The organism is Larkinella punicea, assembly GCF_003334855.1.
GTDB classification, from domain to species: Bacteria; Bacteroidota; Bacteroidia; order Cytophagales; family Spirosomataceae; genus Larkinella; species Larkinella punicea.
Window position 1 is genome coordinate 356,156 of record NZ_QOWE01000002.1, and the last position, 24,279, is coordinate 380,434.

Below are 24,279 nucleotides of genomic sequence, written 5' to 3' on the forward strand. Positions count from 1 at the left end.
TGACTACTCTTCGTAAGCCCAGTCGATCCGGTGCTTCATATCTTTGATGGCCAGCCCCTGCGCCTTGAAATAGGAACGGACCTGATCCACTTTATCGTATTGCTTCTGGTCTTTATACTCCCGGTATAACGTCAGCATGCCGTCCAATACCGCCTGACTCCCGGTTTTTTCTTCGGTCAATCCCAAAACGCCTTCCATGAACTGGATGAACGAATCTTTCAATTCCGTAAAGATTTCTTCTCCCAAAGCCGCCGACTGAAGCTGGTTTGCATACAGCATATTGACGTATTTCAGCAACGCAAACAACTGGGCAATGCCGACCGCCGTGTTCAGGTCGTCGTTCAGCGCACCATAAAAATCGTCGATGGCTTTGCGAATTTCCTGCTGCTTTTTTTCATCAACCACCACGCCGTCGGCTGCGGTATAGGTCAATGTCTTGGCGATCCGCAACCCGTTTGCCAGCCGTTTGTAACCTTTCTGAGCCGCTTTGAGGGCTTCGTTCGAAAAATCGAGTGTGCTCCGGTAATGCGATTGCAGCATGAAAAACCGCACCGTCATCGGGCTGTAGGGCTGTTCGAGCAGGTGGTGCGTGCCGGTTACCAGTTCCGACGGCAGAAAGGAGTTACCCAGCGACTTCGACATTTTCTGTCCGTTCACCGTCAGCATGTTGGAGTGCATCCAATACCGCGCCGGTTCTTCGCCATAAATGCTCTGCCCCTGCGCCACCTCGCATTCGTGGTGCGGAAATTTCAAATCCATTCCGCCCCCGTGAATATCGAACTGTTTTCCCAGGTATTTGGTACTCATGCAGGTACACTCCAAATGCCAGCCCGGAAAACCGTTGCTCCAGGGCGAAGGCCACCGCATCAGGTGTTCGGGAGCGGCTCTTTTCCAGAGGGCAAAATCCAGCGGATTTCGTTTTTCCGACTGACCGTCCAGATCGCGGGTTTCGTTCAGCAGGTCGTCCAGAATACGCCCGGACAGCTTTCCGTAGTTGCCGCCCTGCTGGTTGTATTGCAAAATGTCAAAATACACCGAACCATTCGATTCGTAAGCCAGCCCCTTGTCGATCAACACCCGGACGGCTTCAATCTGCTCGACCATATGACCCGTTGCGGTAGGTTCGATGCTGGGCGACAACAGATTGAACATCTCCGTTACCGAATGAAAATCGTTTGTGTAGCGCTGCACGATTTCCATGGGTTCGATCTTCTCCAGTTTCGCCATCCGCCCGATCTTATCTTCGCCATCGTCGCCGTCGCCCACCAGGTGGCCCACGTCCGTAATGTTCCGCACATACCGAACTTTGTAGCCGATATGCGTTAAATACCGAAACAGCGTATCGAAGGTCAGAAACGTGCGGACGTTGCCCAAATGCACGTAGTTATAAACCGTTGGCCCACAAACGTACAAGCCCACGTAAGGCGCGGCAATCGGTACAAACAGGTCTTTCCGGCGGGTGAGCGTATTGTATAACTTTAGCGGCTGTGTCGGTGTTGTCATTCTTCAATCGGTCGATCCGACCCTACGGTTTTCTTCGACCACAAATCTACACAATGTTCGTCGGAAGTCAGCGCGTTGTGACGAGTGGCAAATGGCGTACTTTTCCTATCTTCGCAACATTCTGGGGCTGGCAGTCAGCCTTCTGTTCGTTCAATAAGTTAGTTTACACTGTATTTATCCAATCAGCATGAGTTTGTTAACCGTTGGTTCAGTGGCTTTCGATGCGCTGGAAACGCCTTTTGGCAAAACCGATAAAATCATCGGCGGAGCCGCCACGTACATTACGCTGTCAGCATCGTATTTTACGAATGAAAACAACCTGGTAGCCGTCGTCGGCGACGATTTCCCGCAGGAGATGATCGACATCCTCGAAAGCCACGGCGTCGATACCACCGGGCTGGAAATCCGCCCCGGCGAAAAAACGTTCTTCTGGTCGGGGAAATACCACAACGACATGAACACGCGGGATACCATTGATGTTCAGTTGAATGTGATGGAAAATTTTGACCCGGTTATTCCCGAAGCTTACGGTAACTGCGAATTTCTGATGCTGGGCAACACCGCTCCGGCCATTCAGAAACTGGTCATCGAACGGCTTCCCAACCGCCCGAAGCTGATCATGCTCGACACCATGAATTTCTGGATGAACATCGCCTGGGACGACCTGATGGAAGTGATCAAACTGGTGGATGTGCTGACGGTGAACGACGAGGAAGCCCGCCAGTTGTCCGGCGAATATTCCCTGGTGAAAGCGGCTGCCAAAATTGGTGCGATGGGACCCAAAACCGTGATTATCAAGAAAGGCGAACACGGCGCGCTGCTGTTCCACGGTGGCCACATCTTTTTTGCACCCGCGCTGCCCCTCGAAGAAGTATTTGATCCAACCGGTGCAGGTGATACGTTTGCGGGCGGTTTTATCGGCTACCTGGCCAGCACCGGCGATGTGTCGTTCAACAACATGAAACGCGGTATTATTTACGGTTCGGCCATGGCATCGTTCTGCGTCGAAAAATTCGGTGCCGAACGGCTTTTCAATCTAACCATAGATGAGATCAATGAGCGTGTAGCGAAGTTTGTGCAGTTGTCGGCTTTTGAAATCTGAACCAGGATTAAGCTGATTTTTCTGATTGAACAGATTTTTTATCAGCTTAATCAGAAAAATCAGCTTAATCCCGGTTCAGATTACTTCCCCCCAACCACCACCTCAATCAACGAACCATCCGGCAAATACCGGTTGGCCATTTCCAGTACCTGTTCGGCCGTGACGGCACGAATGTGTTCGATGTAGGTCGAGATGTAGTCGGCGGGTAAACCGTCGAAGAGCAACGCTTTGTAGCGGTCGGCAATTTCAAACGGCGTATTGAGATTGCCCACGTAGGAGCCCGCCATGTAGTTCCGAACCGTTTCCAGTTCGTTTTCCGGCACCAGTTCCTCGCGCAACCGCCCGATTTCCTTCCCGATTTCGTCGAGTGTTTCCTGCGTATTTTCGCGTTTGACGTCGGTTCCGATCAGGAACGATCCCTCATTCGGGTGCATCGCCAGATTCGACCAGATTCCGTACGTAAATCCTTTTTCTTCCCGAATGTTTTTCATCAGCCGGGAGCCGAAATAACCACCCAGCACTTCGTTCATCACCAGCGCCGGGAAATAATCCGGGTGTTTGCGGGTAAACAGCAACCGCCCCAGCCGGATCGAAGATTGCAGGCTGTCGGGTTTGTCGACCAGGCCCGGCGACGGATCGCTGATGGCGGTTTTGGCGGCATCAGCGGTTTCCGGAACGGTTTCAACGACCTGATGGCCCAGGTATTGGTTGATCAGGGCAATTTCGGTTTCGGTAATTTGTCCGGCCACCATGACCCGGAAGGGCCGTTGTCGGATGCGCTGCCGGTAGTAAGCTTCTACCCTGTCCCGCTGAATCGCTTCCAGCGTTTCCGGTTTCTGGTTATGGCCGTATGGATGGTGGGCACCGAAAACCTTTTCCCGAATCAGGCGGCTGGCGACGAAGTTGTTTTTCTCCAGATTAACCCGCAGCGTTTGCAGGGTAATGTTTTTCTGGTGATTCAGTTCTTTTTCCGGAATCACCGATTCCGTCAGCATTTCCTGAATCATCGGCAACAATGCCGGCAGGTGCTTTGTCAAACCGTAAACCGTCAGGCTGGCGCGGTTGGTCCCGCTTTGTTGCTCGACAAAAGCCCCATAACGGTCAAAATATTCACTGATTTGGGCCGAAGTGTGCGAATGGGTTCCTTCCGTCAGCATTTTCATCGCCAGCGTCGACAGCCCCGGCAACGGTTCATACCACGCACCGGCATCGAAGATCACCTCCAGCCGGATAATGGGCTGCTGGCCGGCATTAATCCAATACATCGGCTGACCATTGTCCATCGTCAGCGTCGCGATGGCCGGCACCCTGACCTCTTCAATTCGTTTATATTCGGGGGCTTCGGTTCGGTTTACTACTTCCATTGTTCAATCAATTGCCATGCTCAGGCGGTAAAAAAAGAATGGCACGCCCGAAGGGTGCCATCGTTACAAGTGAAGTTAGGTTCGCTTATTCAAGACTATCATCGGCATCGTCAACCTCAGCCGATTTGGCTTTTTTGTCGATGTCGATAATCAGCGAAATCCGGAAGGTTTGCGCCAGCGGACTACCCTGCGTTACCGGAATCAGGTAAGCAAAGTCGATCCCGTATTTCTGTTGCAGCCGAATGCCCAAACCGGTCGTAAAATATTGGCGACCGCCTTTCAGGCGAGGCTCGTGGTAATAGCCAACGCGGGCAGCAAATTGCTCATTATACCAGTATTCGATCCCCGTGGCAATGTTGATTTCCTTCACCTCTTCCGAGAAGCCATCGGGTGCATCGGAGAACGAACCGAAAATCGAGCTGAGGGTTGGTCGATTAGGATTTTTGCCCTGCGCAATAATAGGATTGATACCATTGTACTGAACCACCCCATTGACGGTTTGGTATACCGGTGGCGTCGGTACCATCAACTTGTTCAGATCGAGAATGAAGTTGAATTTGTTGAATTTATCCGTGTACAACGTCAACGCCGTCCCTAATTTCAAATTGGTTGGAATAGGCGCCGGATCGGACGTGCCGTACGTCACTTTTCCACCAATATTGGAAATGATTCCACCGAAAGCCCATTTAAACCCTTTGCCGGTAATATCGTCCCGAACTTCGTTTTGGTAAAAAGCACTGATGTCGAAAGCCGCCGTCGATGCCGGTTTCAGCGAGACGCCATTGACCGAGTAGTTGCCGGAAAGGTTCGAATTGATGTAGCGCAGGTTGACGCCCATCGAGAAGTTCTGAAACAACCGGCGGGAATAGGAAGCCGTTAAGGCATACTCTCTGGAGTTGAATGAACCGGCCGGCTGACCCAGGATGGTCGTAAAGTCGATGGTTCCCATATCGAAATACATCAGCGAAAGCCCGATTACATCGTTCTTGCTCACTTTTTTGTAGCCCGATAAAAACGTAAAATACATATCGTCAACCCCGATACTCCGCAGCCAGGGCGTATAGGACAACGCCAGCCCCTGATCCTTCTCCGCAAAAACCAGCTTCGCCGGATTCCAGAAAACCGCATTGGCGTCGGCACCCAGCGCGGCACCGGCATCTCCCAACCCGGCACTGCGGGCGTCGGGTGTAAAGTTCAGGAACGGCAATGACATTTGAGGAATCCGGTACGCAACCGTATCCTGCCCCAATAACCCCCCACTAACCTGGGCATTTGAAACAAGCGGAAGTGTCAGGCAACCAAGTAAACAAATTGACGATAAGGTACGTGTCATAAAAGAGGTTTAATTAACTCCCGAATCAGCGCGTTCGTTGGGTAACCAGGGTAAGAACGCCAAATTTACGATGTTTAAGATAGAATATAAAAGGACGTTTGGAATATATTTTTATAACTATCTAACGTAGAGCAACTTGCCCGTATGTATTGCCGACGAGCCATCCGACATTGAACGCAAAATAAGCCGATATACATACAAACCGGGTATAATGGCTGCTCCGCCCGGCATGGTTCCGTTCCAGCTTAGTCCGGTAATAGACGCGTTGCAGTTGGAACATTGATCGATTCGTTCGCTCACCGTTCGGCCGCTCAAATCGGCGATCACCAGCGTACTTTCTAACGCATCGCCGGGCCGATTGTGTTGCAAACCGAAGTTTGCCTGTTCCTGAAATGGGTTGGGTGTTACAACAACCGACTGAATGACCAGGGGCGGTTGTGCGGAAACTACAAAATTCAACGTTGTTTCCGACGGATTATTGTAAACATCCCACGCTTTTACCCGAACGGTGTACGCACCCGGTGGCAGGTTTTGCCAGTCATACTGAACCGTCCCGCCCCGCCAATCATCCAGATTTGGGGTAAAATACGCATTCACCACAACCGGCGTCCCGTCGTTCAGACGAACCGTTATTTCGTGACCAATACCGTTACGCGCAATATTGATGCCATTTTCGTCATTAAGTTTGGCAATCAGTGTAGTAATCGGTCCAAAAACCGTTCCGTCGTCTACAAAAGTCGTATCGTTTATAAACAGACGAATGACCGGTGGCTTCGTATCGGCCACCGGATTCGGGACGCTGCTACCGATTAATAAATTATCGTAACTCCCGGCGGCTTCAACCAAACTGTCCGCCTGAACAGCATACAGAAACAGTTTTCCCAGACCAACGCGGTAGTCCAGATCTTTGGGCATCACAAACTGACAGACGAACCTGCCATTCTGAACGCGCACCTGACCGGAATACAACGGGCTTCGGTATTCGGCATAGTTCATTGGCGGACTGAACTCGGTGCCGTTGGTCGTTACGGTGTCCGCTTTGTCGAACAGCGTCACTTTTACGTACCCATTAAATGGATTCAGAACCGACCGGCCCTGCTGAACTTCGCCTTCCAGCCGAACGGTTTCCAACGCCCGGAGCGTATCGGCCTTTGCGCCAACGGTTTTTCCATTGATACGGGTCAGCACGGCCTGGGCCGTTGGAAAAGCCAGTTGCATGGAAGGATCGCCCAGGAGCGTAAAATTGCGGTTCAGGCTGCCGCTGAGGCTGCCATTTTTGGTAAGCCGGATCAAATCGCCCAGCCGGGGCGCACCGTCAGCGGTATTTTGGGCGAGGGCGTCGTAAAACGCGTTGTTCAACAGATAATTCGTACTGGCATAAACCGGTCGTGCGGTCGTCAGGAGGGCAATGCTGCCGCCCTGCGGGTTCAGCAAAGCCAGTTCGGCCCCGGACGTCTGCGCCGGATCGTCGTAGCGACCAAACTGGCAGGTGGCCGTGACAAAGATCGGGAGCCGTTGGTTGGTCCAGCCCAGAATGTCCTGCAAGGTCACCACCTGTTCCTCGGCCCAGCCCGACTCACCCCCGTGGCCCGTATAATTGACAATCAACCGACCGTCGTTCAACGCCTTCGTAATGGCCTGATTCACGAGCGGAGCCTTCTGTCCGCCGGGGCTTGATTCCTGGGCAAAACTATCCAGATACAGCTTTTCAGTCCGAAATGGTGGTCGTAAGGTCGTAATTTTCTGGGCCAGCCGGTCGGCATCGGTTTGGTGAATGTTCGGAAAATCACGGTCGCCATCGTCGGCCACAAACGAAATTTTCGTCTGCCAGTCCCCCGGCAGTTTCCCCGTAGCGGCATACCGGATCAGCTTATCGACCATCGTCCGGGCTTCTTCAGCGGATTTCACCGGCAACCGGCCTACGCCAATGTCCAGCGAATGGTCGCCCGAAAAATCTTCCGTCCACTCGCCCTCAGCGGTTTCCAGAAACCCGAAATAGTCGTCGGAACTGTAGCTCAAAACCGGATGCAGCGACTCCCGGCTTTCGTAAGTTGGCAGCGTGGCCGCCAGTTGGGCCGGGGTCAGCAACTTAGAATAATTTTTGTAATCGAACGTCGCGTCGCCAAACAGCAGCAGGTATTTAAGCTTACGCGGTGTCTGGTTATTCAGCAAACGGGCGAAATCCCGAAGGGCCGTCGGATCGGGCTGTCCCGATGCAAATTCGTTGTACACTTCCTGCGAACTAACGACCAGTACATCAAGTTGATCGTTTTTTCGGCGAAAATCGGCCAGTCGCTCAGCCTGTGTTCGCCAGCTTGCCGGGGTAACGATCAGCAAATCGGGCGTTTCACGGCTTTGCAGGTTCTGGTTGGCAACGGCAACGGCGGTTTCGGGCGCGCTTGCCTGCTCCGGCGAAAAAACCAGGTATTCGCGCAAGCGGTTTCCTACGGCTGGCATGCTTCCCTCCTGCTTGTCATTGAGGGTGACGGGCATCAAAACCGGCTCTTGCCGATTGGTCACATCCCACACCTGCATGGTGGCATTGGCCTGCTGAATAAGGTAGCGGACGGTTGCCGAACGAACCGATTCCAGCGATCGGAAAAGAAAGGGCTCGTCATACCGACGAAGGATGCGTCGGGTCTGAAGCGCCAGCGATTGCAAATAGCCCTGCCCGTTTCTGTCGTACGCCAGTACTAGTTTCACCGGGCTTTCCAGCGAAGCAGGCGTTAGGGTAAACGTCTGGCGGTTTTGACGGCCTTTCCTATCATACTGGTAATCCGTTACGCTTTCGATAGTTTGAGTTCCGACGACTTGCGCCCCCCATTTCAACTGAAACTGGGTATTGATCAGCGCACGTCCTACCACATCGGAAGTAACCAGCGCACTCGAACCGGGGACGATACCGGGCAAATTGAACGAAACGGTTTTATCGGTTCCGATGCCGAGATATTCCAGCCACTCCCGGCCCGACCGAACCAGGTTGGTCATTTCTCCGCTTGCTTTGTAAAACGCGTAGTCGTCAAATTCGGTGATTACTGTACCGGTTTGCGGCAGCGTAGGCTGAGTGGCGATGCGTTTGCCGGTTTTGTGGCCGAACGTCAGAAAATAATAGGTCGTATCGGTGTAGGGATTGATCTGGTGCGAGAGTCGCCGGGTGGTCGAATCGTAGGAAATGGGGTGCGGACTTTCGGCAAAAAAATAGACGGCGTCGCTGGCATCGAAACGGCCATCGGTTTCGCCGGTTACCCAAATGACATTTTCGGTCAGGTCGCGCGGGCGGGTTTTGTTGTTGGCCTGCGGTAAGGTAGCCCCGCCGTTGCCAAAAAGTCGGATCGTGCGCGGGTCGACGGTCGAAACAGGAACGCCCGATTTCGTCAGAAAAGCCGCATCGAGTTTGTAGATACCGGTTTTCGAAATGCCTATTTTCAGCCACGGTCCTTCGGCCAATACGGACGGTACCGATTGCGCCTGCGTAGCCAGAGCCCATCCGATTCCAAGCAGCCAACCCGCCAACCCGCATCTAGTCCGTTTTTTCCACCCAAACATGCGCCCAAATTGATACTCTCAATCCTGTAGTCTTCTCCGTACAAACGACGCGGGTTCGCCGTTTCATGCCTCGGATGTATTCTTTCTGCAAAAAACGAAACGTCTCCCCTTCCGGCATCTCCACCAGCAACTGTTTTCCGGCGGGTTGCTCATCCATTTCCCGCAACGAACGGGTAAGCGTCGGATGTGCCCCCGTCGAAGCCGCCGGATTACTGAGATAATGTTTCAACGGAATCAATACGGTTTTTGGAAAAACCGACTCGTGCAACACGGGCTGCATGACTTCCCGGAAGGTTTTTTTCCAGATCGGTCCGTGCGGCTGCCCAAACCGCCGATAGCGTTGGTACACCAGTAAATGGGCGACTTCGTGCAGGTAGGTGATCAGGAAAGCGTAGGGATTCAAGTCGCTATTGACGGTAATGGTCAATCCTTTTCCGGGTTCGGCCCGAAAATCGCCCAGCTTCGTACGCCGGGGACGCGACGCAACAAATGTGAAGGGATGGTTTTTCCACAAATCGTAGCAATAGGAAACCGCATGGCCCGGCAGGTGTTTTTCAAAAAGACGAAGTACTTCCATTCCCACTAAAACAAAAAAGCCCTATCATAAAGATAAGGCTTTTTCCGTCAGTTCGTTTTCAGACCGTCGGATTACTTCGTCGTATCGGCAGCCGCGCTGTCAGCCGGAGCAGCCGTTGCGCTGTCGGTCGACATCATGCTGCTGTCTGATGACATCGTAGCCGTGCTGTCTGTTGTTGTCGTTTCTTCCGTTTTTGGTTTGCTTTGGCAGGCTGCGAAGGTAAGCATGCTACCTACGAACAGAAGTGCGAATACTTTTTTCATTGCGTCTCGGGGCGTTTAAGGTTTGAGCTCCAAATTTAACATAAAATCAAAAAATACAATAACATCCTGCCTCTCAACTGGTAAAATATAGGATAGGCTTCTAAATATCACATTACATATGGTATTTATTCTGTACTGCGGCTGGATCGGGCTTTGAATCGGTCATACATGCCGGTGCTGCGAAAAGTCAACAGTTTATGCCCGAAATAATTGGCCAGAAAGCTAAATCCCATGCCTACGACGTGTGAGCTTTTTTCACGCCAGAATAACGATGCGGTTGGGAAATGCGGGTTGGCTACCCATTTCAGCGTTGCGACCGCCATACCCACCTGCACACCCCAGGCAACCAGTGCAATCACCAGAAACTTGACAACTTCACGACCCGTATTGCCGGTTTCGCGCGCCGAAAAAGCATAATTCTTGGTGGGGAGAAAACTGACCACCGTGGCCGTCAGGTAGCCTAATAAAACGCTGGTATCGAAATTGAAGAATTTTCGATAGAAGATCTGGGAGACGAAGTTGACCGTTGCTCCTAAAAGCGCCGTTAAAAAGAATGTAAAAAAGCTTTTCCCTTTTACTTCCTGGGTTGTAGGTTGGCTGTTATTCACACTGATCACCTGGTGCAGGGGCATTTAGTTGTTTGAGAACTCAAAGGTAAAAAACTACCCGAATTACACCTGTATCGGTGAAGAGTTTATGAGCCAACGGTTGGCAGGCTCTACATCAAATTCTGAAATAAACCGGGCACCAGCCCCAGAATGATCGTGATGGCCGTGGCCGCGATCAACACAAACCGGTAGAACGGAGCCACCTGAATGTAAGTTGATGAACCTTCCCGGAAATACATGGCGATCACCACCCGGAAGTAATAATAAATTCCCACCGCCGACATCAAAACCGCCAACACCAGAATCCAGACCATGCCTTTGTCGATTGCCGCCGAGAAAACCATGAATTTCCCCCAGAAACCGGCCGTTAGCGGAATCCCGGCGAGTGACAACATGGAAACCGCCAGAATGAAGGCCAATAAGGGGTTCTGACGTGATAGTCCGTTGAAAGCCGAGTACGTATCGTCGGGCCGGCCGTCGGTAACCCGCTGTTTGGCGACCACCAGCAAAATGCCAAAGGCCGCGATGGTGGCGACGGAATAGGCCAATGAATAAAAGACGAGTGCCTGCTTTGATTGTGGCCCCAGAGCCGCCAAACCGATCAGGAGATAGCCTGCGTGGGAAATGCTCGAATAGGCCATCATCCGTTTAAAGCTGTCCTGGTAAGCCGCCGTCAGGTTGCCGACCAGCAAGGTCAGCCCCGTAATAGCCGCCAGCGTGATCCACCAGAAACCGTAAATGGCCCCGAAAGCAACCGACAGCAACTGGAGCAAAGCCGCAAAACCGGCGGTTTTGACGACCGTGGACATAAAAGCCGTAAACAAGGTCGGTGCGCCTTCGTAAACGTCGGGTGTCCAGAAGTGAAACGGAGCCGCCGATACTTTGAACAGCATCCCGATCAATATCAGCAATACACCCATGTAGAGCAACAAAGACGGACGGCCCTGCGACAGCGCAATGTAGCCTTTGATATCGGTCAGCGTGAACGAACCGGCCGCGCCATACAACAAGGCTATGCCAAACAGCATGATGCCGGTGGCGAAAGCGCCCATCAGAAAATACTTCAGAGCCGCTTCATTGGAACGCAGATTCTTTTTGTCACTCCCCGTCAGGACGTACATGGAGACCGAGAGAATTTCGACACCAACAAAGAGCATAATCAGGTTTTCATAGGCGATCATCATGATGGCGCCAACGATTGAAAACAGCAGAATGGCGTAATATTCAGCCGGTTGAGCAGCTTCATCGTCCAAAAAATCACCGGAAAGCGAGACGACCATAAAGGCCGAAACCAGCACGATGCCCGTGAATAAAATCGCCGTGTTGCTCACCAGCAGCATGTCGCCGAAATAGAGGTACGATTTATTCCACTCCAGAAACCCGGCTCCCAGGGTAAGCAGGATAAAAAATAAAGTCGCCGGTAACAGAACCGCCCGGGACTTCAGAAAGCCCAGGTACAAGAGTACGATTCCAAATACAGACAGCAGTATAATCGAAAGCATATCTTTTATCGTTTGAAGTCAAACCGCACCGGCGGCCCGGCTTATCCTTATTTTATAAACTGTAACAGATTCGCGACGGCCGGTTCGGTCAGTTTCAAAAACGAATTGGGAACCAGTCCAATCCAGAAAACCATGATGCAAAGCGGAATGAACACCCAGCTTTCGCTGCCGGAGACGTCTTTGAAACCGGTCGTTACATCCGTGGTTTTGCCGAACATCGCCTTTTGGAACAACCGCAGCATGTAAACCGCCCCGAAAATGATGGTCAGACCGGCAATGGCACCCAGAATGTTGTTGTATTCGAACACACCGGCCAGCAGCAAAAACTCACCGACAAAACCGTTCGTCAGCGGCAGGGCTACACTGCCCAGCAGCAGAATCATGAAATACACCGTCAGCTTTGGCGTGTAACGGGTGATGCCGCCCATCTGGTCGAGCAGCCGGGTGTTGGTGCGCGACGCAATGATGTCGGCCACAAAAAACATCCCGACCACGTTAATCCCGTGCGCCAGCATCTGCACCAGCGCACCCTGAATACCATAGGACGTTTGCGAGAAAACCCCGGCGGCCATCAAACCGACGTGCGAAAAAGATGAATAGGCAATCAGTCGCTTGATGTCGCGCTGGCGAATGGCAATGATCGCACCGTAGACAATACCGATGACGGAAAGGACAATCGCCGTGGTTCCCCACATGTCAACACCTTCCGGAACAATGGGCAGCAACAGGCGAATGACGCCATAAACCCCCATTTTCAGCATAATACCGGCCAGCAGCATGGTGGCGGGTGTTGGTGATTCGACGTAGGTATCGGGTTGCCAGGTATGAAATGGGAAAACCGGCATTTTGATGGCAAAGGCGATGAAAAAGGCCCAGAAAATCCAGGTTTGCTCGGTTGCGCTTAGCGTCAGGTTATACAGATCCGTAATCGCCGACGAATGCAGACCGGCTGTGGTCGATGTTTTGAAGTACAGATAAACCAGCGCCACCAGCATGAAAAGGCTCCCGAAAATCGTGTACACGAAAAACTTGAACGTAACCGCGATCCGGTTTTCGCCCCCCCAGGAAGCCGCCAGGAAATAAATCGGAATCAGAGCCGCTTCAAAATACAGGTAGAACAGAAACGCATCCCGCGCCGTGAAAACCCCCATCAAGGCGGCTTGCATGAACAGAATCAGGGCGTAAAAAACCGCCGGACGTTCGTAGGTATGGCGAAAAGCCGATAGAATGATCAGGGGAGTCAGGAGGCCGGTCAGCACCACCAGCAACAGACTGACGCCGTCGATCCCGGCACTGAAGCGAATGCTGCCCGCGGCAATCCACGGATAATCGAAGGCGAATTGCGACGTTGCGTCGGGAACAAAACTAAAAAAAGCGTAACCCGACAAGCCCAGTTCGACCAGAGCGCCCAGAAAAGCGATTTGTTTGGCCTGTTTCCCCCCAACAGCCAGCACCAGCAGGGCTGCCAGAATCGGAAAAAGCAGAATAGAAAGTGTAAGCATCTACTAGTTGTATGATAAGTGACTGTTGACCAATCCGCCCATGCACTAAAACTTGATAAAAAACCGCAGCCACAGAATGGTGGCAATACTGACGACCATCGCGAAAAGATAGAAACCGATGGAACCGGTCTGCATTTTCCGCAACTGCCCCGATGTTTGTTTGACGCCCCAGCCGATGCCGTTCACGACGCCGTCGATGATAAACTCACCGAAACTATAGAAGGCATCCGACAACCCGCGGGTCGGTTTCACAATGATGGTTTCGTACAGTTCGTCAATGTAATATTTGTTATACAGCACTTTCTCGACCACCGGGCGATCGACCGTATCCGGCTCGGGCATCGTAACCCGCTGGATATACAGAACGTAGGCAACCACCAGCGACAAAATAGCGACACCCGACGAAATACCCATCAGCATGTATTCTTCGCTGTGGGTCAGCAGGGTTTCATTAAATGCTTCGGGTCTGACTTTGTGCGATAATTCAAAAATCGGGTTCAGGAACTCAGCCAGATGGGCGCTGCCGCCCAGGGCTTCCGGAACGTTGAAGAAACCGCCGATGACCGACAAAACCGCCAGCACCAGCAACGGAACCGTCATCGTGGCGGGGGATTCGTGCAGATGTTCACGGGTGTGTTCCGTGCCACGGAACCGTCCAAAAAACGTCAGGAACAGCAGTCGGAACATGTAGAAAGAAGTCATGGCCGAGCCGATCACACCCAGAATCCAGAGGAATTTGTTGTGCTCGTAGACGTGCATCAGAATTTCGTCTTTCGAGAAGAAACCGGCGAACGGCGGAATACCGGAAATGGCAATGGTGGCAATCAGGAAGGTCCAGTAGGTAACCGGCAGGTATTTCCGCAAACCGCCCATTTTGCGAATATCCTGCTCATCGGCCATCGCGTGGATCACGCTACCGGCTCCGAGGAACAGCAAGGCTTTGAAGAAAGCGTGGGTCATGACGTGGAACATGCCGGACGTATAGCCCATCACGCTCAATCCGAGGAACATATACCCCAACTGGCTGACCGTGGAGTAGGCCAGCACTTTCTTGATGTCGTTTTGAACCAGACCAATCGACGCAGCCAGCAGAGCCGTGGCGATGGCAATGCCGCCCATAATTTCGAGCGTAATCGGCGACAGCGTGTAGAGAACGTTCGAGCGGACGACCATGTAGATGCCCGCCGTTACCATCGTGGCTGCGTGGATCAGGGCCGAAACCGGAGTTGGCCCGGCCATAGCGTCCGGAAGCCAGGTATAGAGCGGAATCTGCGCTGATTTCCCCATCGCCCCGACAAACAGCAGCATCGTAATGGCAACGACCGTGGGATCGCTGACGGGAAAACCGGCCGCCTGTTCGAACACTTCGAGGTATTCGACGGTGCCGAACGCGCCCATGATCATGAAAATACCGAGCAGGAAACCGAGGTCACCGATGCGGTTCATGACGAAGGCTTTCCGGGCCGCGTTGTTGTAACTCGTATTTTTATTCCAGAAACCGATCAGCAGGTACGAGCAAAGCCCGACGCCTTCCCAGCCGATGAACATGACGACGTAGTTGGACCCCATCACCAGCAGGAGCATGAAGAACAAAAACAGGTTCAGGAAAGCCATAAACTTTCCGTAGCCGTCGTCGTGTTTCATGTAGCCGATGGAATAAATGTGGATCAATGATCCGACACCGGTCACAATCAGCAACATGATCAGCGAAAGCTGGTCGATCTGGAACGAAAATGGGATGTTGAAGTGGCCGACCGTGATCCAGTCGAACAAAACCGTTCGGATGGGGGCGGCATTCCCTAGTTCAGAAATGGTAGTAAAACCGTCGAACACCAGCAGAACACAGGCAAAAGCGGCCAGGGGGCCTAAAGCGCCGATGATTCCGACCAGACTGGTGGGCACCTTCCGAAAACCAATTCCATTAATAATGAATCCGATTAAAGGCAACAGCGGAATCAAGAGTATCAGTAAATCCGTCTGCATTTCTTAGAGCTATAGCGTTGTTAAAAAATGACGATGAATGATGGATGATGAACGATGAATGGGCTGACGCGTAGCAATTCATCGTTCATCATTACATCGTTCATCATTTATTGAAACTTACCACTTGAGTTTATTGAGCAAGCCGACGTCAATTGAACGGGTATTGCGGTAAATCATCACGATGATGGCGAGCCCAATGGCTACTTCGGCCGCAGCAACTGCCATGATGAAAAAGACAAAAACCTGACCGGTAGGATCGGCCCGGTAGGATGAGAAAGCAATGAGCATCAGATTGACGGAGTTGAGCATCAGCTCAATCGACATGAAAATGATGATGGCATTTCGCCGGGTCAATACACCGATAATGCCGATGACAAACAGCGCCGTGCTAATGATGAGGTAGTATTTCAAGTCGATCAGTTGGATCACTTCGGGTACTTGAATCGGCACTTGGGTTGGCTGCATACGACTCTGAAGTTCGATTACTACTGGTTAAGGCCTTGTTCCGGTTCTGGGTGAGCAGCGGAGAAGACCCGGCAAAGTTAAGTAATATTCCCGCTTACTCAAACGGTTTGGGAATTTGGAATGAGTACAGGTTATCGGACGGTTTTCTTCCGCGATTACCGCTTGTTAAACATCCGCAGTTTGATCTCCGTCAGTTTCCGTTTGGTGTCGAGCGGAAATTCACTCTTCAGAATCCAGTCGTAGAAAGACGGTTCTTTTTGCAGCACATCGACCACCAGCGTGCCTTTGTGCTTGCCAAAATTGACCACTTCCTTGCCTTCCTTGTTGTAGACCATGTGCCCCCGCAAATCGACGTTGTTGTTCAGCATCAACTTGTTGAGAATATCCACATCGTTGCCAATGATGATTTCGTTGCCTTTTTCGTCGTTGACAATCGCGCCGTCGTAGCGAACGACCATCGACTCCAGCACCTCAAAGGTGGCAACTGTATCGGCTTCCGCACTATGGGCGTTGATGAGGTCTTTGCCACAATAAAACTTGTAGGCGGCTTTCAGCGTTCGCGGTTCCATCATGTGAAAAATCCGCTGTACGTCGATCAGACGCCGGTTTTTGAGGTCGAAATCGACATTGGCGCGCAAAAATTCTTCCACTAACAGGGGAATATCGAAGCGGTTGCAGTTGTATCCACCCAAATCACAGCCGTCCAGAAACTGGGCCATAGAGCGGGCCACGGTTTTGAAGGTCGGTTCGTCTTTTATATCCTCGTCGTAAATACCGTGAATCAGACTGGTTTCGATCGGGATGGGAATCGTGGGATTGATGCGCTGGGTTTTGATGACTACTTCGCCATTGGGAAGTGCCTTGGCGATACTGATTTCAACAATCCGGTCTTTCATCGGGTCGATGCCCGTGGTTTCCAGATCGAAGAAAGCCAGTGGTTTTTTAAGAATGAGCGTATGCGTCATAGCCGGTTTACGTACGTGTACGGGATGTACGGCTGCAAAAATACGCAGGAGTATGGTCTCCGCCCTCCTGTAGTCACCGAATTAATTCAGTGACTACAGGAAGACCGGTTAATTTTCCCAGCCAAACGACCGTTCAACGGCTTTTTGCCAACCGCGATAAAATCGTTGCTGATCGGCTTCGGCCATCTGGGGCTCGAAGGTTCGGTCAACGCCCCAGTTCTGGCGCAGGTCGTCAAAACTGCTCCAATAGCCCACGGCCAGACCGGCGGCATAGGCTGCGCCCAGGGCTGTGGTTTCGGTCATTTTCGGTCGAATCACGGGTACACCCAGCATATCGGCTTGGAACTGCATCAGTAACTCATTGACCGTCATGCCCCCATCGACCCGCAACGAACTCAGTTCAATACTGGCGTCTTTTTCCATTGCCTGAACCACGTCCAGCGTCTGGTAGGCCGTGGCTTCCAAAACCGCCCGTGCGAGGTGGGCTTTGGTAACAAACCGCGTCAAACCGGCGATGACGCCCCGGGCGTCGGCCTTCCAGTAGGGCGCATACAAACCCGAAAAAGCCGGAACGAAATACGCCCCGCCGTTGTCGGCGACGGTCCTCGCCAGGGTGTCGACCTCAGCGCTGGTCGAAATCAGGCCGAGGTTATCGCGCAGCCACTGAACCAGCGCTCCGGCAATGGCCACGCTGCCTTCCAGCGCATAATGAACAGGCTGATCACCAAACCGGTAGGCCACCGTCGTCAGCAAACCACAGGTCGAATGGCGCAGCTCAGTGCCTGTATTCATCAGTAAAAAACAGCCGGTTCCGTAGGTATTTTTAGCCTGTCCCGGTTCAAAGCACGTCTGCCCGACCAAAGCCGCTTGCTGGTCGCCCAGAATACCGGCGATGGGAACGCCCGGCAGCACTTCCGAGGTTACGGTCCCGTAGACTTCACTGCTGGAACGGATTTGCGGCAGCATCGCCCGCGGAATGTCGAAGGCTTCCAGCAAGGCATCGTCCCATTCCAACGTTTCCAGGTTCATCAACTGGGTCCGGCTGGCGTTGGTCACATCGGTAATGTGCTGCCCGTTGTAAATACCGCCCGTCAGGTGCCAAATCAGGAACGTGTCCATGTTGCCAAACAACGCCAGACCGCGCTCCGCATCGTCACGCACCTCCGGTACGTTGTCCAATATCCACTTGATTTTCAGACTACTAAAATACGTGGCCATAGGCAATCCGGTGGCCGCCCGAAACCGGTCCTGTCCGGCTTCCTCAGCGTATTTGGCCACCAGATCGCCGGTTCGGGTGTCTTGCCAGACGAGGGCGTTGTAATACGGCTTTCCGGTTTTCCGATTCCAGACCACGGTGGTTTCGCGTTGGTTGGTGATGCCCACGGCAGCAATGTCGCTGGCCTGAATCTGGGCGTTGATGCGGGCCCGCGCAATAACCTCCTGCGTATTGCGCCAGATTTCCTCCGGATCGTGTTCTACCCAGCCCGGTTGGGGGTAAATCTGGGAATGTTCTTTCTGTCCCAGGGAAACAATGTTGCCCTGGCGGTCAAAAATGATGCAACGGGTGCTGGTAGTGCCCTGGTCGATGGCGGCTATGTAAGTGGGCATAAGGGGCTGAAATTCGGCTGATTTTAGGAATGATGCTGCAAAAAAGCCGTAATATAGGAATTTATCGCTATCGAATAGGATTTCGGTCTATCTCCCATGAAAAGACGAATGAAGAATAGAACTATCGGAGTTATTTATCCCGCAGGGATTGAACAGCGTAGCGTCGGTAGTAGATAGGGTATTCTATCCTTCCGCGTGCCTGACGGCACGCAACAATCCGCAGCAACCCAACCCAAGGGTCGTGTACCTCACGGCATGCGGGAGCAGGTCGACATTCTTGGACTACCGACGCTGCGCTGTTGAGCCCCGACTGGGGCAAAATTCAGCTCGGTTATCAAGAACTTTGAATCATTGTCTTGTCCGTTCCTGCACACAAACCATACAATAATGACCCAGAAGCCAGAGAATTAATTCCGCGAAAAATACTGCACCAGCATGATGGTTACGGAAGTGAATACCGTACTGGCGATAATTTTCACCATGGCTGGCAGAAAAAGGAGGACGTTATTGGCTTCGATCAGGAAAAGTGCGAAGTGGTGGATGAAGGTGAGCGTCAGGACATAATAAAAGAAATTGCGCGAGCCCATTTCATGAATTGAAAAGACAATCCGGCTGTCAAAGCCCCGCTGGGCCGCCTGAAACCGCACCACCGCCGGTCGAACGTAAGCCATCAATACCGTCGCGGCCGCGTGCATCCCCAGCGTGTTGTAAAACGTATCGACGACAATTCCGACCCCAAACGCCGTCAGTAAGGTAGCCGACAGACTCATTTCGGCGGGCAGTAACAAAATACAGGCCACATAAACAAAGCAAAACGCCACATCGAATAGCACCAAATTCCGCACAATCAGAATCTGGAGAGCCAGGTACAACACAAACAGGAAAATGATGTTCAGTATTTCGCGTAACGTCATGGGTTTGTGTTGACTTTATCTCCGTTCCGGTTCGGTGGTTTCTTCCAGTTTTTCCTGTTCGCCCTGCAATTTATTCTCGACCACATAAACGAAAGACAGGTTATTAAAATCCGTCCCCACGGACAGGGTAACATCGTGGAAGGTTTGATTGGGCATTTCGCCAACCCGGATGACGCGTCCCACCAGAAGCCCGGATGGAAAAATGGCATTGTATTCCGACGTGACCACCGAATCGCCCCGGTACATTTTCGTGTTGCGCGAAATGTCCAGCATTTTCATCCGGGTCGGGTTGATGCCATCCCATTTAACGGTCCCGATGACCCCGGCTTTCACCAGTTTGGAGGAAACCATATAATCCGAATGCAGAATGGAAGTAACAATCGAAAGGTGTTCGGAACAAATCTTGACTTTTCCGACGACGCCGGTGGGCGAAATTACCCCCATGCCGGGTTTGATGCCATCGGCGCTGCCTTTGTCCAGCGTGATGTAATTGTTGGGGTGCTGCGTGGTGTTGTTGATCACCCGGGCCACCCGGTACTGAAACCGGGTTGCGAAAATCGAATCCGTCTGGTAGCTGGTAGGAGCCTGCGGTTTTTGCTGCTGAAGCTGGGTAACGAGCGTATTGAGCCGCCGGTTTTCTTCGGCCAGATCGGTGTTTACCTGCCGCAGCCGGGCATATTCCTGCGCCTTGTTCGACCAGTCCAGAATTTTGGCCGCGTAATAATTGGAAGTGTTAAAAAACCGAACGCTCCAGTAGTTATTGGTATTGATAATAAAATAAAAGCTCAGCACCTCGAGCAGAACAAACAGAATGAAGTTCCGGCTTCGGACGATGAACTGGAATAACTCAAACATAGAGAGTTAAGAATTATGAGTTAAGAGTTAAGAGTTAAAAGTCAGCCTGCTTCAGCCAACCGCCGGGCGGCCCCGTCTTAACTCTTAACTCATCACTCTTAACTGATTAGGACGGATTTGTACATGTCGAGGTTTTTGATGACCTCGCCGGTTCCTTTCACGACGGCTTTCAGTGGATCGTCGGCCACGTGGATCGGCAGCTTGGTTTTGGCACCGATCCGCTTGTCGAGACCGTGCAGCAACGCACCACCGCCCGTCAGGTGAATTCCATTCGTATAAATATCGGCGGACAATTCCGGTGGCGAAATTTCCAGCGCCTTCATCACGGCTTCTTCGATCTTCGAAATCGATTTATCGAGGGCGTAGGCGATTTCGCTGTAGGTTACCTTGATTTCTTTCGGAATACCGGTCATCAGGTCGCGGCCCCGGATTTCGTAGTCAGCCGGTGGGTTGTCGAGTTCGGGCAAAGCCGAGCCCACTTCCATTTTGATTTGTTCCGCCGAGCGTTCGCCGATCAGCAGGTTGTGTTCCCGGCGCATGTAATCGACAATGTCGCGCGTGAAAACGTCACCGGCAATCCGGATCGACTGTTCGCAGACGATTCCCGACAGGGCAATAACCGCAATTTCCGTAGTGCCTCCGCCGATGTCGACAATCATCGTTCCGTTCGGTTGGGTAATATCGATCCCGATTCCGATGGCGGCCGCAATCGGTTCGTGAACCATGTACACTTCTTTGGCTCCGGCGTGTTCGGCAGAGTCCTTGACGGCCCGCTTTTCCACTTCTGTGATACCAGACGGAATGCAAATCACCATCCGGTGGGAGGGTGAAAACAGCCGGTTGCCCGTATCGATCATCTTAATCAACCCGCGAATCATCAGCTCAGCGGCCGTGAAGTCGGCGATGACACCGTCTTTAAGCGGGCGGATTGTTTTGATATTCTCGTTCGTCTTTTCGTGCATTTGCATCGCCTTGTGACCAATCGCCAGGACTTTCCCATTAATTTTGTCCATAGCGATGATCGAAGGCTCATCCACCACAATCCGGTCTTTGTGAATAATCAGCGTATTGGCGGTACCGAGGTCAATCGCAATATCGCTTGAAAGAAAGTTAAATAGTGCCATTCGTTATTTTCGTGCAAGCACGGTGTAGCTCCTGTTTTTGGAGGTGCAAAAATATAGATAATTCGAGACAACTATCGCTAAATAATTGGATTTTTATTATTTTTTATCCATAAGGGTTGTTTACTAAAAAAACAACGGTTCAGAACGCCGGACGGGGTGGTTCAGAATATCATTCCGCCGGGATACATTAGCGTAAAACTGTTACCTTTGCGGGGCTATGGGAATCCGATCAGTATTGAGCAAGCCACTGGCGCAGTTTGTCGTACAGCGGCAACAGGAGTGGATGCACCGGCCGGGCGAGACGCAGCAACGGTGGTTTCAGGCCCTGCTCGAGGGGGCCAAAAATACCGCTTTTGGCCGCGATCACCGGTTTAAAGACATTAACTCCTACCCCGAATTTCGGCAGGCCGTTCCCATCCGCGACTACGAAGACCTCAAACCGTATATCGAGCGGATTCTGGCCGGTGAGTCGGATGTGTTGTGGAAAGGAAAGCCGGTTTATATGGCCAAAACCTCCGGAACCACCTCCGGCACGAAGTATATTCCGATTACCAGAGAGTCGATTCCCAACCACATCAACTCGGCCCGCGACGCCCTGCTGAACTACATCCACGAAACCGGAAAGTCGGCTTTTCTGGATAAGAAGCTAATTTTTCTGTCGGGTAGCCCCGAATTGGTCGTCAAAAACGGCATCAACATCGGGCGGCTTTCCGGTATTTCGAACCACCACGTTCCGGCCTACCTGCGCACCAACCAATTGCCGTCGTACGAAACCAACACCATCGAGGACTGGGAGACCAAGCTGGAAAAGATCATCGACGAAACGCTGACGCAGCCGATGTCGCTGATTTCGGGCATTCCGCCCTGGGTGCAGATGTATTTCGACCGGATTCAGGCGCGAACCGGCAAGAAGATCAAAGACGTTTTTCCTGACTTTTCGCTGTTTGTCTACGGCGGTGTCAACTTTGAACCCTACCGGGCGAAATTGTACGAATCCATTGGGAAGAAAATCGACAGCATCGAAACCTACCCGGCTTCGGAGGGCTTCATTGCCTATCAGGATACGCAGACGGAAGAAGGCCTGCTGATGATGCTGAACAGCGGTATTTTCTTCGAATTCATTCCCGCCGAAGACTATTTTTCCAAAAACCCGCGCCGACTGACCATCGAGCAGGTCGAACTGGGCAAGAATTACGCCGTGGTCATTCACAACAACGCCGGTTTGTGGGGCTATTCGCTGGGCGATACCGTTAAGTTTGTTTCGAACGATCCGTATCGGCTGCTGGTGACGGGGCGCATCAAGCACTTTATCTCGGCCTTTGGCGAACACGTCATCGGCGAGGAAGTTGAAAAAGCCTTGTACTACGCGATGGAGCAACACCCCGAAACGGAAGTGGTCGAATTCACCGTGGCCCCGATGGTTTCGCCCCGCGAAGGACTGCCTTATCACGAGTGGTTTGTTGAATTTGCGACGCCACCGCACGATGCCGAAGCCTTCGTCCGCGACCTCGACCGCCGGTTGACCGAATTGAACGTGTATTACAAAGACCTGATTTCGGGGAGCATCCTGCGTCCGCTGAAGCTGACGGTTTTGCCCCGCGAAACGTTCCGCAACTACATGAAGGCGCAGGGCAAGCTCGGCGGCCAGAACAAAGTGCCGCGGTTGTCGAACGATCGGGTGATCGGGGAAGGGTTGTTAGAGACGATGCAAACGGTATAGATTATGAAAATAACCGGGCTTGAAATAGGGGAATATCGTCAGTTCAAGAATATTAAGTTTGATTTTACGTATCCGGAAGGTCATGCGAAAGCAGGACAGCCGCTGGATAAGGTGTGTTTTATTGGGCAGAGTGGAACAGGAAAGACGACGTTGCTGAATGTTATTGCCGATTTTTTCAGATTGATTATTGGTTATCCTTTCTATCCTCGTGGAGTAGTACAGTATTTAGATCAGGTAGATTTTAGTTATACAAAACAACTGAGTGATACAATTGAAAATTATGAAACAGTTAATGTAAGGATACCTTTAGACAATACAGTTAACATCTATGAACTAGTTAAGCCGGATTTTGCTAACCGGTATAGTGAAATAATTGAGAGAGCTGAATCTATTGACAAATTATGTATTTACATAAAAGATAATGTTGCCCGAGAAGCGAATGCATTCTTGCTAGATCAAACGTCTACACCAAAAACATTTTCAGATTTTATAAAAACAGAGAGCCAAATTGACAAAGAAAAATTAGAAAAAGAGCAATTAATTGATGATATCGCTCAGAGTCAAATAATCAACTTGGGTGATTTACAATCGCTTAATATATGGCAGTATCTTTTAAAAGATATTAATGACTATGATGACCAAGCAAAAGAGTTAGCTCTCAAAATCATTTATAGTGGCAACGGCTCATCGGAAACAAAAAAGATTGAGGAACTAATTAAATGGAAATCCACTACAAAAAGCCCTAAAACTGAATTAGCCGAAAAATGCCTAAATCCTATCTTGGATAAACTGTTTTTGGAAGTAGATACAGATGTTACAGTTTCAAATACCCCTATTGCCATAAGAACAAAGCGAGGCATTAAAATTGACAGTTCAAAATTAAGTACCGGAACTCGTCAACTACTATCGACAGCTATTTCTATTTTTAAATTCAATACAGATAATTCAGTTATCCTTTTCGATGAACCTGAACGCTCTCTTTTTCCCGATATTCAACGTGAGCTAATTGGACACTATACTTCTTTAGCCCCAACTGCCCAATTCTTCTTTGCCACCCATTCACCAATCATAGCCTCCGCTTTCGAACCTTGCGAACGGTTTATTCTTTATTTCGACGAAAATGGAGAAGTGAAATTTCATAACGGTGTCGCACCGGAGGGCGACGATCCGAATGATATTCTTAGTGAAGATTTTGGATTAGAAGAACTGATGTTACCAAAAGGTTTAGAAGCCTATGAGCGCTATCGAAATCTGGGCGTTGAGATTAGGAATGAGAAAGATCCTAAGCGAAAAGATGAATTGATTGTTGAACGTGCCCAATTGGGAGATTTATACAAATTTTGAC

The 24,279-nt window shown here is 51.3% G+C and carries 19 protein-coding genes; 3 read left to right on the forward strand and 16 right to left on the reverse strand.

From position 1 onward, the window contains the following. Positions 1 to 3: 3 nt before the first annotated feature. Positions 4 to 1,503, reverse strand: a complete 1,500-nt coding sequence (cysS, locus tag DUE52_RS03310) for a cysteine--tRNA ligase (RefSeq protein WP_114404526.1) — start codon at positions 1,501 to 1,503, stop codon at positions 4 to 6. Positions 1,504 to 1,690: 187 nt separating this feature from the next. Here cysS and DUE52_RS03315 point away from each other — a divergent pair, with 187 nt between their 5' ends. Next, positions 1,691 to 2,605, forward strand: a complete 915-nt coding sequence (locus DUE52_RS03315; protein WP_114404527.1) for a PfkB family carbohydrate kinase — start codon at positions 1,691 to 1,693, stop codon at positions 2,603 to 2,605. Positions 2,606 to 2,685: 80 nt separating this feature from the next. On the opposite strand, the gene DUE52_RS03320 is transcribed toward DUE52_RS03315, so the two are convergent. The 15 genes from DUE52_RS03320 to DUE52_RS03390 form a co-directional block, all read right to left on the reverse strand. Continuing rightward, on the reverse strand, positions 2,686 to 3,969 hold the full coding sequence (locus tag DUE52_RS03320; protein WP_114404528.1) for a M16 family metallopeptidase: 1,284 nt from the start codon (positions 3,967 to 3,969) through the stop codon (positions 2,686 to 2,688). A gap of 85 nt (positions 3,970 to 4,054) precedes the next feature. Beyond that, positions 4,055 to 5,302, reverse strand: a complete 1,248-nt coding sequence (gene porV, locus DUE52_RS03325) for a type IX secretion system outer membrane channel protein PorV (RefSeq protein WP_133299751.1) — start codon at positions 5,300 to 5,302, stop codon at positions 4,055 to 4,057. A gap of 117 nt (positions 5,303 to 5,419) precedes the next feature. Then, positions 5,420 to 8,815: a type IX secretion system sortase PorU gene (gene porU, locus DUE52_RS03330; protein ID WP_229312050.1), complete on the reverse strand. Its 3,396-nt coding sequence runs from the start codon at positions 8,813 to 8,815 to the stop codon at positions 5,420 to 5,422. Positions 8,816 to 8,822: 7 nt separating this feature from the next. Then, complete coding sequence (locus DUE52_RS03335) at positions 8,823 to 9,425, reverse strand: SprT-like domain-containing protein (protein ID WP_114404598.1); 603 nt, start codon at positions 9,423 to 9,425, stop codon at positions 8,823 to 8,825. Between the two features lie 71 nt (positions 9,426 to 9,496). Next, the gene (locus DUE52_RS03340) at positions 9,497 to 9,652 is read right to left on the reverse strand and encodes a hypothetical protein (protein ID WP_229312051.1); all 156 of its coding nucleotides are present in this window, start codon (positions 9,650 to 9,652) and stop codon (positions 9,497 to 9,499) included. Positions 9,653 to 9,813: 161 nt separating this feature from the next. Continuing rightward, positions 9,814 to 10,320, reverse strand: a complete 507-nt coding sequence (locus tag DUE52_RS03345; RefSeq protein WP_114404531.1) for a GtrA family protein — start codon at positions 10,318 to 10,320, stop codon at positions 9,814 to 9,816. A gap of 86 nt (positions 10,321 to 10,406) precedes the next feature. Continuing rightward, a complete protein-coding gene (locus tag DUE52_RS03350; protein WP_114404532.1) occupies positions 10,407 to 11,798 on the reverse strand; it encodes an NADH-quinone oxidoreductase subunit N in 1,392 nt (463 codons plus the stop codon). Positions 11,799 to 11,845: 47 nt separating this feature from the next. Beyond that, on the reverse strand, positions 11,846 to 13,300 hold the full coding sequence (locus DUE52_RS03355; protein ID WP_114404533.1) for a complex I subunit 4 family protein: 1,455 nt from the start codon (positions 13,298 to 13,300) through the stop codon (positions 11,846 to 11,848). A 45-nt stretch (positions 13,301 to 13,345) separates the two neighbouring features. Beyond that, entirely contained in the window at positions 13,346 to 15,283 is a 1,938-nt protein-coding gene (gene nuoL, locus DUE52_RS03360) for an NADH-quinone oxidoreductase subunit L (protein WP_114404534.1), read from the reverse strand. Between the two features lie 117 nt (positions 15,284 to 15,400). Continuing rightward, positions 15,401 to 15,748, reverse strand: coding sequence for an NADH-quinone oxidoreductase subunit NuoK (gene nuoK, locus DUE52_RS03365; protein WP_114404536.1), 348 nt, complete (start codon positions 15,746 to 15,748; stop codon positions 15,401 to 15,403). Between the two features lie 155 nt (positions 15,749 to 15,903). Continuing rightward, positions 15,904 to 16,713 carry a 3'-5' exonuclease gene (locus tag DUE52_RS03370; protein ID WP_114404537.1) on the reverse strand — a complete coding sequence of 270 codons (810 nt, stop codon included), beginning with the start codon at positions 16,711 to 16,713 and terminating at the stop codon, positions 15,904 to 15,906. A gap of 108 nt (positions 16,714 to 16,821) precedes the next feature. Continuing rightward, positions 16,822 to 18,321, reverse strand: coding sequence for a glycerol kinase GlpK (glpK, locus tag DUE52_RS03375; protein ID WP_114404538.1), 1,500 nt, complete (start codon positions 18,319 to 18,321; stop codon positions 16,822 to 16,824). A gap of 407 nt (positions 18,322 to 18,728) precedes the next feature. Next, positions 18,729 to 19,235 carry a hypothetical protein gene (locus DUE52_RS03380; RefSeq protein ID WP_114404539.1) on the reverse strand — a complete coding sequence of 169 codons (507 nt, stop codon included), beginning with the start codon at positions 19,233 to 19,235 and terminating at the stop codon, positions 18,729 to 18,731. Between the two features lie 15 nt (positions 19,236 to 19,250). Then, on the reverse strand, positions 19,251 to 20,090 hold the full coding sequence (mreC, locus tag DUE52_RS03385) for a rod shape-determining protein MreC (protein WP_114404540.1): 840 nt from the start codon (positions 20,088 to 20,090) through the stop codon (positions 19,251 to 19,253). A gap of 98 nt (positions 20,091 to 20,188) precedes the next feature. Beyond that, on the reverse strand, positions 20,189 to 21,214 hold the full coding sequence (locus tag DUE52_RS03390; protein WP_114404541.1) for a rod shape-determining protein: 1,026 nt from the start codon (positions 21,212 to 21,214) through the stop codon (positions 20,189 to 20,191). Between the two features lie 217 nt (positions 21,215 to 21,431). Between DUE52_RS03390 and DUE52_RS03395 the strand changes: the two genes are divergently transcribed. Both DUE52_RS03395 and DUE52_RS03400 read left to right on the forward strand, forming a co-directional pair. After that, on the forward strand, positions 21,432 to 22,934 hold the full coding sequence (locus tag DUE52_RS03395) for a GH3 auxin-responsive promoter family protein (RefSeq protein WP_114404542.1): 1,503 nt from the start codon (positions 21,432 to 21,434) through the stop codon (positions 22,932 to 22,934). A gap of 3 nt (positions 22,935 to 22,937) precedes the next feature. Continuing rightward, positions 22,938 to 24,278, forward strand: a complete 1,341-nt coding sequence (locus DUE52_RS03400) for an AAA family ATPase (protein WP_114404543.1) — start codon at positions 22,938 to 22,940, stop codon at positions 24,276 to 24,278. The last annotated feature ends 1 nt before the right edge of the window (position 24,279 follow it).